The sequence below is a fragment of the Collinsella sp. BA40 genome (assembly GCF_008014645.1).
Taxonomy (GTDB): Bacteria; Actinomycetota; Coriobacteriia; order Coriobacteriales; family Coriobacteriaceae; genus Collinsella.
In genome coordinates this window covers 39,517-54,992 of record NZ_VOWY01000006.1, presented here as the reverse complement: position 1 = coordinate 54,992, position 15,476 = coordinate 39,517, and the positions used below count along the sequence as shown (strand labels likewise).

The following is a 15,476-nucleotide window of genomic DNA, read 5'->3' as shown; positions in this document are numbered from 1 at the left end:
CTTGGCTCGTGCGGGCGCCTCTTCCATCTTGAGAACGACGAACCTTCCGCCGGCGCCGCCCTCTTCCCGTGGGGAATTGCCGCCGCTGCCATGGCGGGGCCTATCGCGCGCTTCGAGCGCGCCGCCTTGCTACTCCATCTCCTTATCGGGTTGGATGAGTTCCTCGTATCCGCTAATTGCGTCGCGCGCCTCCGGCATGAGCGGCAGGAGAAAGTTGTAGATCACCTCGATGACGAGCGTGGCGGGGATTTTAGAGAACGTGAAGTCGGCCGTGGTGAGGAGCGCCTCGTAGTTTACGGTCTGCAGCACGATATCAGCCTGCCGCGCAAGCGGCGACGCGGTATTGCCCGTGATGAGGATGACGGTGCACGCGCCGTTGCGGGCGGCGTGCAAGACCCGCTGGAGGCGCTGGGATTTTCCCGAATTCGAGATGAGCACCAGAAGGTCTCCGGCGCCCAGGGTGAGCGCCAGCGAGGTCGAGCTCTCGGTGATGGTGTTGGCGATGCTCCTAAGGCCGAGCTGGCCGAATTTGATCGAGGCGTCGATGGCGACCGCCGTGGTGTTGCCGACGGCGGCGAATAGGATCGTCCCCGCTTCGGCGAAGAGGTTGACGACCCGGCGAAGCGTGCTTTCGTCGAGCGCTTCGAGGGTGGACTCGATCTCGCGGTTTTTCGCGTTCTTGATGTTGGCGATCGACTGCGCGATATCGTCGATCGAGACTTCGCGGGTGATCTGCACGTCGTCCGCCTGCGTGGCGAGGTCGTGAGCGAGCGAGAACTGGAACGCACGATAGTTTTTGAAGCCGAGCTTCTTGCAGAAACGCGATACGGAGGCTTCCGAGGTCTTGCTGGCGCGGGCGAGCTGCGCGCTCGTCATATGGGGGGCATGGTCGGTGTTGCCGAGGATGAAGTCGACGATGCGCTGCTCGCTGCCGAGGAAATCGCGGGACGAGGTGATCAGCGGCAGGGCGCTCGGCTGCTCGTGGGTACGTGCTTGTTGGGTTGCTCCCGACATGACGGCTCCTTTTGACATCTTGTTTCTCCAATAAGAAGCATAGCGAATCATGTTCCATTTGACGAATGACTTTCATCAATAAACCAATGAATGGAAGTTTCATACCGTTCACCGACTCAAAAGTACCTTTCACAATTGATGAGGAACATGAAAGAAACCCGTCAAATACGTCATGCTACATTCGGGTTGTCGATAAACGCCCCATATGGGACGAAGGAGCGCTCCGATCGGGGCGCACGAGTATAGGGAGGGAACATGGCAGAAACGTTCGACATCATTGCTGCCACGGGCTGCCCCACAGGCATCGCCCACACCTTCATGGCGAAGGAGGCGCTCGAGAAGGCCGCGGCCGAGCGCGGCCTTACCATCAAGGTCGAGACCCATGGCCAGGTCGGCGTCGAGAACGCGCTGACGCCGGTCGAGATCGCCGGCGCGCGCGCCGTCGTGGTCGCGGCGGACAAGGACGTGCAGGCCCAGCGCTTCGCGGGCAAGCCGATGGTGTCCGTCGGCGTGTCGAAGGCTATCGACGTCGAGGCCGCGGGCAAGTTGATCGACGCGGCGCTTGCCGCGAAGGCGGATCCGGCTGCCGCGGCCGCGGCGGTCGCGGTCGAGGAGGCTGCCGAGAAGGAGTCCCTGGGCCACCAGCTCTACAAGCATCTTATGAACGGCGTGTCCCACATGCTGGTGTTCGTCGTCGCGGGCGGCGTTCTCACGGCGCTGTCGTTCCTGTGGGGTATCACCTCGTTCGATTCGACGGCGGCCGACTACAACTCCTTCGCCGCCATGCTCAAGATCATCGGCGGCATCGCGATGAACCTCATGGTTCCCGTTCTGTCCGCCTATATCGCCGAGTCCATCGGCAAGCGTCCCGCGCTCGTGCCCGGCTTCGTGGCCGGTATGATCGCCATCCAGGGCCTGCCCGTCAACGCCGCGACCGGCATGATCGATGCGGGCGGCTCCGGTGTGGGCTTCGGCTTCCTCGGCGGCATCGTCGGCGGTTTCCTGTCCGGCTACGTGATTGTGCTGCTCGAGAAGGTCTTCTCCAGGCTCCCCGCCAACCTCAACGGCCTCAAGGCGATCTTCCTCTATCCGTTGTTCTCCACACTCATCGTCGGCCTCGTGATGCTCGGCATCTCCGGCCCCATGGTCACGATCAACAACGCCATGATGGACTTCCTGCGCAGCCTGCAGCACGCCGGCGCCATCCCGCTGGGCATCGCCATCGGCTGCATGTGCGCGGTCGATATGGGCGGTCCGGTCAACAAGGCCGCCTACGTCACCGGCACCATGCTGCTCGGTGCCGGCCTCGAAGCGGGCGTCGGCACCGACGCCTACGCCGACGGCACCGCGTTCATGGCCGCCGTTTCCGCCGCCTGCATCGTTCCGCCCCTGGTCACGAGCTTCGCCGTCATCGCGGGCAAGAAGTATTTCTCCCAGGAGGACCACGACGCTGGCATCGTCAACATCATCCTTGGCTGCACGCACATCACCGAGGGCGCCATTCCGTTCATGACCAAGAACATCTGGCCCGTCATGCCGATCATGATGCTGTCCGCCGCGATCGCCTCCGTCCTTACCCTGCTGCTCGGCGTCCACGTCCCCGCCCCCCACGGTGGCTTCCTGGTCCTGCCCGTCGTCGACGGCGGCATCCAGTGGGTGCTCGCCATCCTCGCCGGCACCGTCGTGGGCGGCATCCTGTTCACCATCTTCAAGAAGCGCGAGTGGACGCGTGCCCAGCAGCAGCGCTCCGCTTCCGCCACTGACGACGCCGTCGTCGCTGGGAACGCCGCGGAAACGGCCGTCGCGGTCGCTCCCAAGGCAGCTGCCGATGGTTTCGTCTCCGCCGAGAACGTCCTCTTCGCCTCGAGCGACCTCGATCGAGACGCGGCGCTCGATGCGATCGTCGCCGCAGCCGTCGATCAGGGGATCGTCGACGACGCCGCTGCCCTGCGTGCCGCCTTCCTTAAACGCGAGGCCGAGGGCACCACGGGCATGGTAGACGGATATGCCATTCCCCATGCCAAGACGGATGCCGTGAAGCGCGCCTCCGTGCTCGTTCTCAAGGCCGATGGCCCCGTCGCCTCCTGGGAGACCCTCGACGGCGCCCCCGTCACCTGCGCCATCGCCCTGCTCGTTCCCGAGTCCGAGGCGGGAACCTCCCACCTTCAGATCCTTTCCAAGGTGGCGACCGCCCTCACCGACGACTCCTTCCGCGCCGCCTTCAAGGCCGAGTCCGACCCGGCTCGCCTCGCCGAGCTGATCAACGCCCGCCTCGATTAGCACGCTGAGCCGTACCGCATGCCCGCCCGGTTTCGCTGCCGCGGCGGGCATGCCCCTAGAGCTTCCGATCATGGAAGCGGACTGTTTGTCAGGAGGAGTTCATGATCTATACGCTTACGGCAAACCCCGCGATCGATTACAACGTTTCGTCCGACGGGCTTTCGCCCAACACCGTCACGCGCACGAGGGATGCTGTCTACACGCCCAACGGCAAGGGTCTCAACGTCTCGTTCACGCTCGACCATTTCGGGATCCCCACGGCCATCCTCGGGTTCTTCGCAGGCTTCTCCGGGCGCTTCATCGTCGAGGGCGCGCGGGAGCGCGGCGTCGAGGTCCATCCCGTGTGGACCGAGGGCATCACGCGCGTCAACGTGTTCCTGAACGCCGGCGACGATACCGAGTACAACATGGTGAACGCCGGCGCGGCCATCGATGCTTCGGACGAGCGGGCCATGTTCGAGCTGATCGACGGGCTCGAGGGGCTCGATTGCCTCGTCATCTCCGGCTCGCTGCCCCCGAATACCTCGGAAGGCTTCCTGCACGGGGTGATCGAGCGGGTTCGCGCACGGGGCGCCGAATTCGTGCTCGATATCTCCAGCCCCCAGCTCGCCGATCTGCTCGCGTTGCGCCCGCTGCTCATCAAGCCCAACGACGACGAGCTTCGCGACATCTTCGGCATCGAGGTGTCCGGCGGAGACGACGCGTCCGTCGAGGCGGCCATGCGCGAGCTCCACGGGCGCGGAGTCAAGAACGTGCTGCTCACGCTCGGTGGCGACGGTGCCTATTTCTCGAATGGGGAGCACCTGTGGTTCGCGAACCGCACGTTCGACGTCCAGGTCCTCTCCACGGTGTGCGCCGGCGATTCCTCGCTCGCGGCCTTCCTGTCCGTTTGGGCCGCCGAGCCCGCGCGCGTCGAGGATGCCCTGCGGCGATCCATGGCCACCGGCGCCAACGTCGTCGAATGCGCCGGCCTCGGCGACTTCGCCCACGTGGACGCGTACGAGCCCCGTATCCTCGTCCGCCGGGTGCGGTAGCGCCCCGCCGTGGCGTTCGCATGCGCCTTGCTTTCAAGATGTCCGCAAAAGCGCCGTCGTTCCTCGGCGGCGCTTTTGCGTGAACTGGCGCATAATGGGGATGTGCCGCATGCTCCGAGGTGCTTCGCTGTTCCGGGCATTCCGCGGCGCTCATCGATATGGGCTGTCTTATCGGTCGGTTCGGTAGGATTCGAATATAGGAGGGATTCCCATGCAGTTCGCAGATAAGCTCGACCTCTTCGGCGAAGAGGTCTTCGCCTCGCTCAACCACAAGCGCCTCAAACTCGAGGCGGAGGGCCGTACCATCTTCAACCTGTCCGTGGGAACGCCCGATTTCGCGCCGTACCATCATGTGGTGGATGCGCTTACCAGCGCGGCCTCCGATCCCGAGATGTGGAAGTACAGCCTGCGCGACCTGCCCGAGATGAAGCAGGCCGTGTGCGATTACTACGCCCGCCGTTTCGGCGTGGAGGCCATCACGCCCGACATGGTCGCCTCCTGCAACGGCACGCAGGAGGGGGTGGGCCATCTGGGCTTGGCGCTGCTCGATCCCGGCGATACCATTCTGGTTCCCGACCCCTGCTACCCCGTTTTCGAGGCCGGCGCCAAGATCGCCGGCGCTCAGCTGGCATACTACCCGCTCAACGCCGAGCATGACTTCCTGCCCTACGTTGCCGGCATCGACCCGGCTCTGGCCGATCGCGCCAAGTACATGATCGTATCGTTGCCCGCGAATCCCGTGGGCTCCGTGGGCACGCCGGAGCTGTACGAGGAGATCATCGCGTTCGCGCGCGAGCACGACCTGCTGATCGTGCACGATAACGCGTATTCCGACATCACCTATGACGGCCCGCGCGGCGGCAGCTTCCTGTCCTATCCCGGCGCGCTCGAGGTGGGCGTGGAGTTTTTCTCCCTTTCCAAATCGTTTAACGTCACCGGCGCGCGCATCGGCTTCATCGTGGGTCGCGCCGATGTGGTGGCCGCGTTCTCCAAGCTGCGCAGCCAGATCGATTTCGGCATGTTCCTGCCCATCCAGAAGGCGGCCATCGCCGCGCTCGAGGGTCCTCTCGACGAGGTCGAGGCGCAGCGCCTGGCATACCAGGAGCGCCGCGACGCTCTGTGCTCGGGACTCGAGTCGCTGGGTTGGGAGCGGCCCAACGCACACGGCTCCATGTTCATCTGGTGCAAGCTGCCGGGCGGCCGGACGGATTCGATGGCGTTTTGCGAGGAGCTCATGGAGCGCGCCGGCGTCATCGTCACGCCCGGTGCGAGCTTCGGACCGCATGGCGAGGGCTATGTGCGCATGGCGCTCGTGCTGCCTCCCGACGGGCTGCGCGCCGCGGTCGAAGCGATTCGCGAAGCTGGTATCACTGGATAGAACCGCTTTCAGAAACCGATAAAACTGTCAATAAAAAATCGGTATACGGCTCTTTATTTTCAGTGGCCGAGCGCTACAATCGGAATTGTTATTCGATATGAGGAGCGGTGCGGGCTGGTTCGACGCCCTTGCCCCCGCGTCTCGATAGGGAAGGAAACACCCATGGTTAATGACAGGAAAGTCGCTATCGTCGGTTGCGGTTTCGTTGGTTCTTCCTCCGCGTTCGCCCTGATGCAGAGCGGCCTGTTCAGCGAGATGGTCCTCATCGACGTCGATCGCGATCGCGCTGAGGGCGAGGCGCTCGACATCAGCCATGGTGCCCCGTTTGCCAGCCCCATGAAGATCTATGCCGGCGACTACAAGGACGCCGCCGACGCCGCCATCATCGTCGTGACTGCCGGCGCCGCCCAGAAGCCCGGCGAGACCCGTCTCGACCTCGTGAACAAGAACGTCAACATCTTCAAGTCCATCATCCCGCAGATCCGCGAGGTGGGCTTCGAGGGCATCCTGCTCATCGTTTCCAACCCGGTCGACGTGCTTACCTACGCCGCCATCAAGATGTCAGGCCTGCCCGAGAGCCACGTCATCGGTTCCGGCACCGTCCTCGATTCCGCGCGCCTCAAGGACGCGCTCGGCGCGCACCTGGGCGTCGACCCGCGCAACGTCCATGCCTATATCATCGGCGAGCACGGCGATTCCGAGCTGGCCGTCTGGTCCAGCGCTAACGTCTCCGGCGTGCCCCTGCACGATTTCTGCGAGATGCGCGGCCACTTCGACCACGAGGCCGCGCAGGAGCGCATCGCCGACGAGGTGAAGAACGCTGCATACGAGATCATCTCCAAGAAGCATGCCACCTACTACGGCATCGCTATGTCCGTGAAGCGCCTGTGCACCGCCATCATGCGCGATGAGAAGCACATCCTGCCGGTCTCCAGCCTCATGGTTGGCGAGTACGGCCTCGAGGATATCGCCATCTCCATGCCGACCATCGTCGGCCGCAACGGTGTCGAGTGCCGCGTGCCCGTTTCTCTTGATGAGGGCGAGCTCGCTGAGCTCCATCGCTCGGCTGCCGCGCTCAAGAACGTCATCGAGCAGGTTGATTTCGAGGCGTAGGCGCTTCGTTACCAAGCGGTCTGCTGAGCGGACGGCCATCGCGTCGGCGACGAAATCCCCAACGGAAGGAGTGAGGAGTCGCCGGCGCGACGGGCCGTCCGCTTATTCTTTTGTTCGGCGCTTGTACGGCATTCTGGCCTTTTCCTGCGCGGTGCTTGGGTACCATGTATCCAATGGCGAGCGCGCCCGGGCGGGCGGCTTATGTACGCTGCAGGAGGTAGTATGGTGCTGTTTGAAAAGATCAAGAAAACGCTCGGCCTTTCCACCGAGGAGCGGGATTATCCCAGCGCGACGTTTGCCACCAGGCCCGATTCGCTGTACGCACCCATCAACGGCGTACTGGTCGAGCTGTCCGAGATAGGCGATGAGACCATCTCGTCCGGTCTCTTCGGTCGCGGTTACGGTATCGTTCCCGTGGGCAACGTCATCTACGCGCCCGCTTCGGGCCGCATCGCCGCCACCACGGTGAGCAACCATTCCATCGGCATTCGCACCGACTCGGGTATCGAGCTCATCATCCACGTGGGCATCGGTACCGTGAAGCTCGAGGGCAAGGGCTTCAAACGCCTCGTCGAGTCCGAGCAGCGCGTCGCCGCCGGCGAGCCCATCCTCGTGTTCGACGACGAGGCCATCAAGGCCGCGGGGTACGATGACGTGATCACCGTTATCGTTACGAGCCCCTCGCTGCTCGATAAGGTAAAGCTTGTCGGACAGTCCAACACGCTGTTTGCCGGCCATCCGCTTGTCAAGGTCGGCGATCCGCTGGTCATCGTGAAGGAATAGGCGCTTTCCAGCGTGTGCGCAGCGCGCGCGAACCCGCTTTCCAGGCTTATGGTCGGCCTTCGGATGCCGTCCGTCCCGCTGTTCACCGTCTCGCCCCCTTGCATTCACCCTCCGTTGCGCTGCCGTGCCTTCGCGCGGCAGCGCTGTTCATCAGAAAGGCGCCCATGAAGGTCAATCACGCTATCTTGCACATTCTTGACTTCGAGTCGGCGGTCAACGTGTTCTCGCAGCGCGAGCTCGACCTGGATGCGCGCACGGTGCGCTCGTTCGTCACCTCGCATCTGCGTCGCGCGAGAACGTCGGGAGACAACAGGCGCGGCTCCTTTGCGGAGAATAGCGGGTTTGCCTCCGAGCTGAAGTCGTACTTCTTTGGCGAGCACGATTTTATCGACCTATCGCTGCAGATCGCCGAGTTCGTTTCCGGCGAACTCGCCAAGGCCGAGAAGGCGGAGTCCACGGATGTGTTCGTGGCTGATTTCGAGGATGACGACGACGTGCGCTGGTTTGCCGTGATGCTCATGGGCAGCCGCATGGCGTTCATGCATGAGGTGGCGCGCGAGGGGGGAGAGGTGCGCAACGATATCGCGCGCCACTATGCCATCCTGCCGAGCCCCTCGCAGAAGGTGGCGTCCTACGCGTTGGTGCGCGCGAGCACGCTCGAGGTGTTCTATCAGGAGAAGAAGCGTAAGATCGCCGGCGAGGACGTCTATTTGATTCCCGATGGCCTGTTGCAGTGCGAGACGGGTGTGTCGGGCAAGGAAGTCATCGATACGGTGACGCGCGTCGTCGAGCAGGTTGCCGAGGAGCATGGTGCAAACACCGCGGTGGCGCTTGCTAAGGCTAAAGCCGCCGTTGCCGAGGCCGTTGAAGAGGATGAGGAGCTTCCGCCCTGGGACATCGTCGACGAGGCCTTCGAGGACGAACCGGTTATCCGCGATGCCATCAAGGCTACGTTGCGCGAGGAGAAGCTCCCCGAGCGGGTACCCGTCGAGCGCGCCCAGGTAGAGCGCGCGGCCGTGCGCAACCACAAGATCCGTACCGACACGGGTATCGAGATCAGCTTCCCGGCGGAGATGGGCAACAACCCCGAGTACATCGAGTTCGTGAACGAGCCCAATGGTTTGATCACGCTTGCACTGAAGAATATCGGGAGCATCGAGAACCGCTGACGGCATGTCCGCTCATGCGAATGGATGCGCGCGCTTGAGAAAACGCCCCCTCGGTCGAGGGGGCGTTTTCTTGAATCTTAGATGCGGTTCATCTCGGAGAGCGTCGTGGTGTACCAGTGGTACCAGTTGGGCGGGCAGTACTTCTTCGCCGCCTCGACGCTGATGGTGTAGCCGTAGCCGCGCGCCAGTCCGCGCACGTGCGTGTCGATAGCCTGTTCCCAGCTGTCGAAATCCATGGAACCCCAGCCCCAGGCGTTGAAATCGCGGAAGCAGTAGCGGCCTTTTGAACTCTCGGTGTTGGAGATGGCGGGGGACCAACGGGGGTCGACGCCGTACTTCCACGCGGCGGCGGCGAAGGTGGCACCCTGGCCCTCGAGCGGTGAGCCGGCAAGGTAGGCATCGATACGCGCCGACCACTCGGCTACGAACGCGGCCTGATCGGAGCCCCAGTCTACGCCGTCGGCACCGGGGGCGGCGGGCAGGGGGGCATCCGCGGGCGCGCTCTGAGCAGCCCGCTGAAGCTCGGCGAGCTCGGCGGCCGCTTCGGCGTCGGCCTGCTGCTGCGCCTGCTCGCGCAGGGCCTGGGCCTCCTGTAGCGCCTGCTCGGCGATCCTGGTTTCGCTTTCGGCCTTGGCCTTGGCCTGCTCGAGCTCGATTTTCTGCTTTTCAAGGTTGCCCTGCGCGGCGTCCAACGCCTTCAGAGCGTCCAGGTTGGACTCTTGCACGTGGTCGCGGTAGGCCATCGTGGTGATGAGGTCGTCAAGCGTCTGCGACCCGAAGAGGAAGCTCATGAAGCTGTTGCCGGCATGGTTTGATTTATACATATCGCGCATGGCGATACCGGCCTTTTTCTGAAGGGCGGGAAGCCGGTCCTCGAGCTCGGCTATGCGTGCGGCGGTCTCATCGATCTTCGCCTGCAGCGCGCTGGCGTTCTTCGACGCCTCGTCGTACGCGGCTGCGGATTGCTCGACCTTCTTCTGTGTTTCGCTGAGCTTGGCCTCGGTGGCCTGGGTGGCGGCATATGCTCCATGCGGGGCCAGCGCGGTGCCCGAGAGGGCCACGGTAAGGGCCGCGCCCACAACGAGCGCCCGGCGAGCGTGTCCAAAATCGTGCATATATCATCCCTTGATATCGCAACGTGTCGTCCTTGCTGCAGTATAGCGCAAGTTTAGAGTTGAACTTGAACCTTAGACAATGTTTAAGGGTCAAGTTGAAGGTTTAGGATAGGTTGTACCTGCGCGTCTGTTGAAATGTGGAGCAGCTGTAGAGTTTCAAGTTCATCTTTAAGGTTAGGCTTACAGCTGCGATATCGCGTAGCGGTGCGCACAAGATCGCATCGGCGCTATGTTAGGATGAATGAACTTATGGCCAAGATGGTGGTGCGGAGACGCACGAGCTCGCCTCCCGATGGGGCTGGCTTGGGAGAATAGGGGTGTGAATCCCCAGCTGTACCAGTAACCGTGATGCAAGCGTCCATGGTGTAAACGTCGTAGATCGGGCGGCGTTCATGGGGGCGAATTGCTCAGCCGGATCGCCTCCCATCTGCGCGCGCAGGCGCGTGGCTCTGGATAGAAGGGATCCGCTATGTTCGGATGGCACGACGCTCGTTTGGGCGATTCGGGCTCCGATGCGGCGCGCCGCAGGCGCCTGGTGCTGCATCGGTGTATAACCGCTGTACTTATTTCATCGTTGGTTCTGGGCCAGACCCCGGCGGTCCTGTGGGCGAACGGCCTTGCGGACGAGGACGCTGCCACCCAGGCTCTCGACCAGGAACTCGTCACGCCGCGTGACGGGAGCCCGTCTTTGCAAGATGAGCCCTCGGCGCCGGTGGACGAGGGGGCCGACGAGTCGCCTGCGGCTCCGTCGCTCGAGAGTCCCGCGCCCTCCGTTGGTGCTGCGGACTCCGACGCCGCCGTGCCGTCGGCGCCCGCGCAGCCGGACGCGCGGGATGAGCGCGCGCTCGACGACGACTGCTACATCATGGTGCAGGACGAGAAGGATAAGGACGACAGCTATTCCAAGCTCACCGGTGCGCTCGATGCGGGCGCCGTGCTGTGGGCCAACGCGTACGACTGGGACGACTGGGTCGTTCCCGCCGAGTCCGGTTGGACATACCAGTGGATGTGGTCGCCTACCAAGACCGCCGATACGGGCGCGTTCGCTCCCATAGAGGGCGAGACCAAGCAGAGCCTCCTCCTTACCGACGAGCTCGCCTCCAAGATCGCGGGCGGCTATATAGCGGTGAAGGTCAATGCGGGCGATGTCGAGCTATGGGGCCCTGCTCGCAGCTACGGCTCGCTCTCTTCGTTCGACCTGCCTGGTCCCGTGAACGCGGTGGACGCTATCAACTTGTCGCGTGTCGAGCTGCGTCGTTCCGGAGCCAAGATCAGCGGCGATATCGACGCCATCCTCGCTCCGGGCGATGCGGTGGAGGCGGTGGCCATCACAGGTGGATCGCCTGCGGATACGGCCACCAACGGCTCCACGGTCGACTCCGACAAGGTGTCGTTTGCCTGGACGCTTCTTGAGTCCAAGGACGCTGCGACCGGGCAGGCGCTGGGCACCGCGCCGTCTGCGGTCATCCCTGCGGGCGATGCCGTCCTGGGCCGCTATCTTAACGTCAAGGCTACTGCCGGCGTGAACACCGTCTCTTACACGATGGGCCCCATCTGCCGCGCCGGAGCGCTGCGCCTGGCGAACATCTCCATCGTCGCGAGCGGCGATGGAACGACTGTCGAGGGTGCGACCCTCACCGCGAAGCCCGTTCTTACTGCAGGCAAGGTGCCGCCCACGGGCTCCGTAAGCTATCAGTGGTGGATATCGCGCGCAGCCGCCGGCGAGTTCGAGCCCATCGAGGGCGCTACGGACGCGACGCTGCATGTCGATGCGACGATGATCGGCGCGCGGCTGCAGGTTACGGCTTCCGCTGGCGGATACAACGAGGTGCGTGCGACCGCCGGCCCCATTCTACCCGGAGCTTCGGCCGCCGCGGCGGCCGCCGCGCTCGATAGCGCCCGTTTCGTGCCCGCGCCCGTTTTCGGTGAAAGCGAGAACGTCCGCGATCTGGTCGAACGGGAGCTTGCTCGCTTGGGCTATCCTGCGGCAACGGTGAGCGTTATCGCGGCTACCGAGGGCGCCGGCGGTGCGACCGTCTCGTCCGCTCCCGGCGAGCGCAACGGCGCCGTTCGGTTTTATTACGAGGATCCCGAGTCCGTTGAAGAGCCCGCCGGTATGGCGAGCGTCAAGGTCGATTTCAGGATCGAGAGCGGCGGCAGCGCGGCCACGTGGACGCGCTTCATCACGGTTCGTTGGGATATGGACCGCGTCCAGCAGCGCTTGGAGCAGCTCGTCGCCGATGAGCTGCGCGCCTCGTCTCTCGTGGCCTACGAAGGCGGTTCGGCGAACAACGAGCTTGATACCATCGAGGCGCGCCGCGACCTGGTGCTGGACGACTGGATTGCGACCTGGGCCGACATCTCCTGGTCGTCTAGCAACGAGGACGTGCTCAAATCCGATGGCACCCTGGTACGCCGGCAATCTGCGGATGGAGAGGCTTCGCTCACCGCGACGGTTCGTTTCAACAAGGGAGCCGATGGCGAGCGGGTTCCCGTTGCCACCAAGGACTTCACCGTCACGGTGAAGTCCATCGATTCCGATCCCACGCTCGAAGAGGTGCTCGACGCCGCCCTCGGCCGCGTGCAGCTGAAGGACTTCGCTTCGAAGCAGCCGGTCGACCCATCGTGCGTCGTGGCAGATATCCAGCTCCCCACCCGTCGCGACCTGGGCATCACGGGTTCCGGGTATGCCCTGGCGTTTGCCGTGGACCCGAGCGGCTCCCAGGCCTGCCGCGTCAACGGCGCCCGCCTGGTGGTTGCCCGCCCCGCGCCCGGCATGCCCGATGCGCACGATACGCTGATCGTAACCGTTTCCAAGAACGGCGTCGCCCGCTCCGCCTCGTTCGACATAGCCGTGAAGGCTTTGGGTACCGAGGAGATCGACGCCGAGCTCGCCTTGATGGCGCGCGTGAAGGAGGCGTACGCCGGTGCGCTTCTGGGGGAGAATGCATCCGCTGACGCCGTCACCGTCGACCTGAAGAGCTTCATCTCCGTCCACGCCGCCGATGACGGCTCGCTGACGTGGGTTCGCTCCGCAGGCGGCACTGTTCCCTCGGGTATCGCGGCCGTGTCGATCGACCCATCTCGTCCAAGCGAGCAGTGGGATCGCTTCAAGTCCAGCAAGCCCGCTATCGTGGAATCTGAGACGCTGCGCCTGGTCAAGCAGCCCCAATACAACACGCGCGTCACCATTACGAGCTGCTTGTCGAGCGAGCGGTTCGGCGATTACTACGCGCGCTACAAGGATGATCCCGCGATCGACCCTGTCGTTCTCGAGAAGTACCGTGCGCTCAGCCGCCAGGAGGTGTCCGCATCCTTCATCGTGCGCGGCACCAGCGGCCTGGATGACCCGGATGCCCCCGCAGCGAAGACCGTCACCGCCCGCATCGTGGGCGTGAGCGAGCACGATGCCCAGGGTTCCTTCCATGCTCAGACGTGGGTCCCGTTGCGCGAGGTCGTCGTCCCCGGCGACGAGCCCGCTACGGCATGGGATGTCTTCGCTCGGCTTTTGGACGAGGCCGGCTATAGCTATAGCCTGGACGGCGGCGTGCCGTATTCCGTCACAACGCCCGATGGGTCGCGCACCCTTGCCATGTCCGATACGGCTCCCTGGTCGTACTGGAGCTTCCTGTACAACGGTGAATACGCGAGCGACTACGCGAACAACGTCGTGGTTGCCGACGGCGACACCATCGAGCTCGTCTACGTGGACGGCTCCGGCACCGCGTTGCCCGAGAACGACATCGTCATCGATGCGGGCGCGGCTCGTCCCGATTGGGGCAGCGAGTGGCCGAGCTTCACCACTTCGAATAAACCCACCTCGTCCCTTACGCCCGTCGAGGCCGCTCAGGAGAAGTGGGTCGTGCAGATAGGCGGCGCCCGCGAGAACCTGTCCGACCCCATCTTGGCGGGCGACTACCTCTACATCGCCTCGACCGACCGCTTGCTGATGGTGGATGCGGCAACCGGGACAACGGTGCGCGAAGCCAAGCTCGCCTCGTCGATCGATTCCACCGCGCGCATGGTTTATGCCGAGGGCGTCGTCATCGTGCCGCTTCACGGCGGCCGCTTGCAGGCGCTCACGGTCGACACCCTCACGACCACTTGGTTGACCGAGCCCCTGCCCGCCGCTACGACGCCGTCCGGCTCGACGGTCGAGCAGCAATCGCTCGGCACGCTCACTGTTCGCGACGGCTACGTGTACGCCGGCACGAGCGACGGCAGCTATGATGGTTCGGGTACGGGCTATCTTTTGAGCGTGAATATCGCGACGGGCGCGGTGCGCTTTACGCGACCGATGGCAGGCGGCTACTACTGGGCCGGTGCCGTGCCGATGGGTGACTATCTGGTTGTTGGCGACGACGCGGGCAACGTCTACGCGTTCGACCCCGTCACGGGCGCGACCGTCGGCACGCCGCTTGCACTTGGCGCGCAGGTCCGTTCCACCATCGTCGCGGAGGGCGGCTACCTGTATGCCGCCGACTATAAGGGCACGCTTCATAAGCTTGCAATGGATGCCGACGGCACCCTCTCCGAGGTAGCCCGCGTGACGTTTGGCAAGTATTGCACGTCCACGCCGAGCATCGTGAACGGGAAGATCGTGTTGTGCGGCCAGTCCGCTACGCAGGGGCCGAGCAAATACATGAAATACGCAGCCGTATTCGTGATCGATGCCGAGACCATGACGGTCGAGCACGAGGTCTGCAAGACCACCGACGGCGGTGCGCTTCCCACGATGTACTCGCAGTCCTCGCCCCTCGTATCGGTCCAGGACGGTGACGCGTTCGTCTATTTCACGGTTAACTGGAATCCGAGCGGCCTCTATCGCTATCGTGTGGGCGATGACGCCGTGGACGTGCTGTATACGCCCGCCGAAGCCAACCAGGAGTATTGCATGAGCTCCGTGGTGGCGGGCGCCGATGGCTCTCTGTATTACATCAACGACTCCGGCGCGTTATTCGCCCTCAAGGGCGCGCCGTCGTGGCGCGTGAGCTTCGATGCGGCTAACGGGACGTCCGCGACAAGCGTATACGTGAAGCGCGGTGCCGCCGTGACCAGGCCCGCCGATCCCGTGCGCGCGGGGTACGATTTCGACGGTTGGTACATCGATCCCGCTTGTAGCACGGCATGGGATTTCGACGCTCCCGTACGTGCCGATATGACGCTGTATGCGAAGTGGATCGAACGCCAGGTGCAGACCCAGCCGCCCGTACCGGAGCGCCCGATCGAGCCTGGGGATGCGCCGTCCGGCAGCAACGGGGGCACCGGCGCTTCGGGCTCGCCGGCCCCGGTTGCCCCTGCGGTTCGTCCGCAGGCGAGCGGTACCGTGGCGCCGGTCGGGCGCCCGGTTGGCGGCCAGCGGAAAACCGCTGCGTCGACATCTGCGGCCGTCCGCCCGCAGGACGAGGCTGCGTCTGAGTCCGAGGCCGGGGCGCCCGCGTCCACCGGCGGCCGAAACGCCGAGGGGGATGTATCGCCCTCGGGAATGTCGATCGTGATGGTCGCTATCGGTTTTGCCGGCCTGGTGGGCCTGGTCGTCACCGGCGCATGGCTGCTGATCGCAGCAGCTCGAAAGCGCAAGTAGAGAGAG

The 15,476-nt window shown here is 64.2% G+C and carries 9 protein-coding genes; 7 read left to right on the top strand and 2 right to left on the bottom strand.

Features of this window, described 5'->3' with window-relative positions; all coding sequences use genetic code 11:
• Nucleotides 1-129 precede the first annotated feature (129 nt).
• On the bottom strand, nucleotides 130-1,014 hold the full coding sequence (locus tag E4J93_RS02410) for a MurR/RpiR family transcriptional regulator (RefSeq protein WP_147587896.1): 885 nt from the start codon (nucleotides 1,012-1,014) through the stop codon (nucleotides 130-132).
• A 255-nt stretch (nucleotides 1,015-1,269) separates the two neighbouring features.
• On the opposite strand from E4J93_RS02410, the gene E4J93_RS02405 reads away from it, so the two are divergent.
• From E4J93_RS02405 to E4J93_RS02380, 6 genes are all read left to right on the top strand, one after another.
• Nucleotides 1,270-3,294 (top strand): fructose-specific PTS transporter subunit EIIC, encoded by a 2,025-nt coding sequence (locus tag E4J93_RS02405; protein ID WP_147587895.1) that lies wholly within the window; start codon nucleotides 1,270-1,272, stop codon nucleotides 3,292-3,294.
• 101 nt (nucleotides 3,295-3,395) lie between these two features.
• Nucleotides 3,396-4,328: a 1-phosphofructokinase family hexose kinase gene (locus E4J93_RS02400; RefSeq protein ID WP_147587894.1), complete on the top strand. Its 933-nt coding sequence runs from the start codon at nucleotides 3,396-3,398 to the stop codon at nucleotides 4,326-4,328.
• A gap of 211 nt (nucleotides 4,329-4,539) precedes the next feature.
• Nucleotides 4,540-5,706: a pyridoxal phosphate-dependent aminotransferase gene (locus tag E4J93_RS02395; RefSeq protein ID WP_147587893.1), complete on the top strand. Its 1,167-nt coding sequence runs from the start codon at nucleotides 4,540-4,542 to the stop codon at nucleotides 5,704-5,706.
• A gap of 162 nt (nucleotides 5,707-5,868) precedes the next feature.
• On the top strand, nucleotides 5,869-6,819 hold the full coding sequence (locus E4J93_RS02390; protein WP_147587892.1) for an L-lactate dehydrogenase: 951 nt from the start codon (nucleotides 5,869-5,871) through the stop codon (nucleotides 6,817-6,819).
• 222 nt (nucleotides 6,820-7,041) lie between these two features.
• Nucleotides 7,042-7,602, top strand: coding sequence for a PTS glucose transporter subunit IIA (locus E4J93_RS02385; RefSeq protein WP_147587891.1), 561 nt, complete (start codon nucleotides 7,042-7,044; stop codon nucleotides 7,600-7,602).
• Nucleotides 7,603-7,766: 164 nt separating this feature from the next.
• A complete protein-coding gene (locus E4J93_RS02380; RefSeq protein WP_147587890.1) occupies nucleotides 7,767-8,771 on the top strand; it encodes a nucleoid-associated protein in 1,005 nt (334 codons plus the stop codon).
• Between the two features lie 77 nt (nucleotides 8,772-8,848).
• Here E4J93_RS02380 and E4J93_RS02375 read toward each other — a convergent pair whose 3' ends face one another.
• Nucleotides 8,849-9,886: a hypothetical protein gene (locus tag E4J93_RS02375; protein WP_147587889.1), complete on the bottom strand. Its 1,038-nt coding sequence runs from the start codon at nucleotides 9,884-9,886 to the stop codon at nucleotides 8,849-8,851.
• Between the two features lie 469 nt (nucleotides 9,887-10,355).
• Between E4J93_RS02375 and E4J93_RS02370 the strand changes: the two genes are divergently transcribed.
• Nucleotides 10,356-15,470: an InlB B-repeat-containing protein gene (locus E4J93_RS02370; protein WP_147587888.1), complete on the top strand. Its 5,115-nt coding sequence runs from the start codon at nucleotides 10,356-10,358 to the stop codon at nucleotides 15,468-15,470.
• The last annotated feature ends 6 nt before the right edge of the window (nucleotides 15,471-15,476 follow it).

What these genes read in the sequence shown, in the direction of transcription:
- E4J93_RS02375 (WP_147587889.1), bottom strand. Translation starts at nt 9,886, where the DNA reads ATGCACGATTTTGGACACGCTCGCCGGGCGCTCGTTGTGGGCGCGGCC.
- E4J93_RS02410 (WP_147587896.1), bottom strand. Translation starts at nt 1,014, where the DNA reads ATGTCGGGAGCAACCCAACAAGCACGTACCCACGAGCAGCCGAGCGCC.
- E4J93_RS02390 (WP_147587892.1), top strand. Translation starts at nt 5,869, where the DNA reads ATGGTTAATGACAGGAAAGTCGCTATCGTCGGTTGCGGTTTCGTTGGT.
- E4J93_RS02400 (WP_147587894.1), top strand. Translation starts at nt 3,396, where the DNA reads ATGATCTATACGCTTACGGCAAACCCCGCGATCGATTACAACGTTTCG.
- E4J93_RS02405 (WP_147587895.1), top strand. Translation starts at nt 1,270, where the DNA reads ATGGCAGAAACGTTCGACATCATTGCTGCCACGGGCTGCCCCACAGGC.
- E4J93_RS02370 (WP_147587888.1), top strand. Translation starts at nt 10,356, where the DNA reads ATGTTCGGATGGCACGACGCTCGTTTGGGCGATTCGGGCTCCGATGCG.
- E4J93_RS02395 (WP_147587893.1), top strand. Translation starts at nt 4,540, where the DNA reads ATGCAGTTCGCAGATAAGCTCGACCTCTTCGGCGAAGAGGTCTTCGCC.
- E4J93_RS02385 (WP_147587891.1), top strand. Translation starts at nt 7,042, where the DNA reads ATGGTGCTGTTTGAAAAGATCAAGAAAACGCTCGGCCTTTCCACCGAG.
- E4J93_RS02380 (WP_147587890.1), top strand. Translation starts at nt 7,767, where the DNA reads ATGAAGGTCAATCACGCTATCTTGCACATTCTTGACTTCGAGTCGGCG.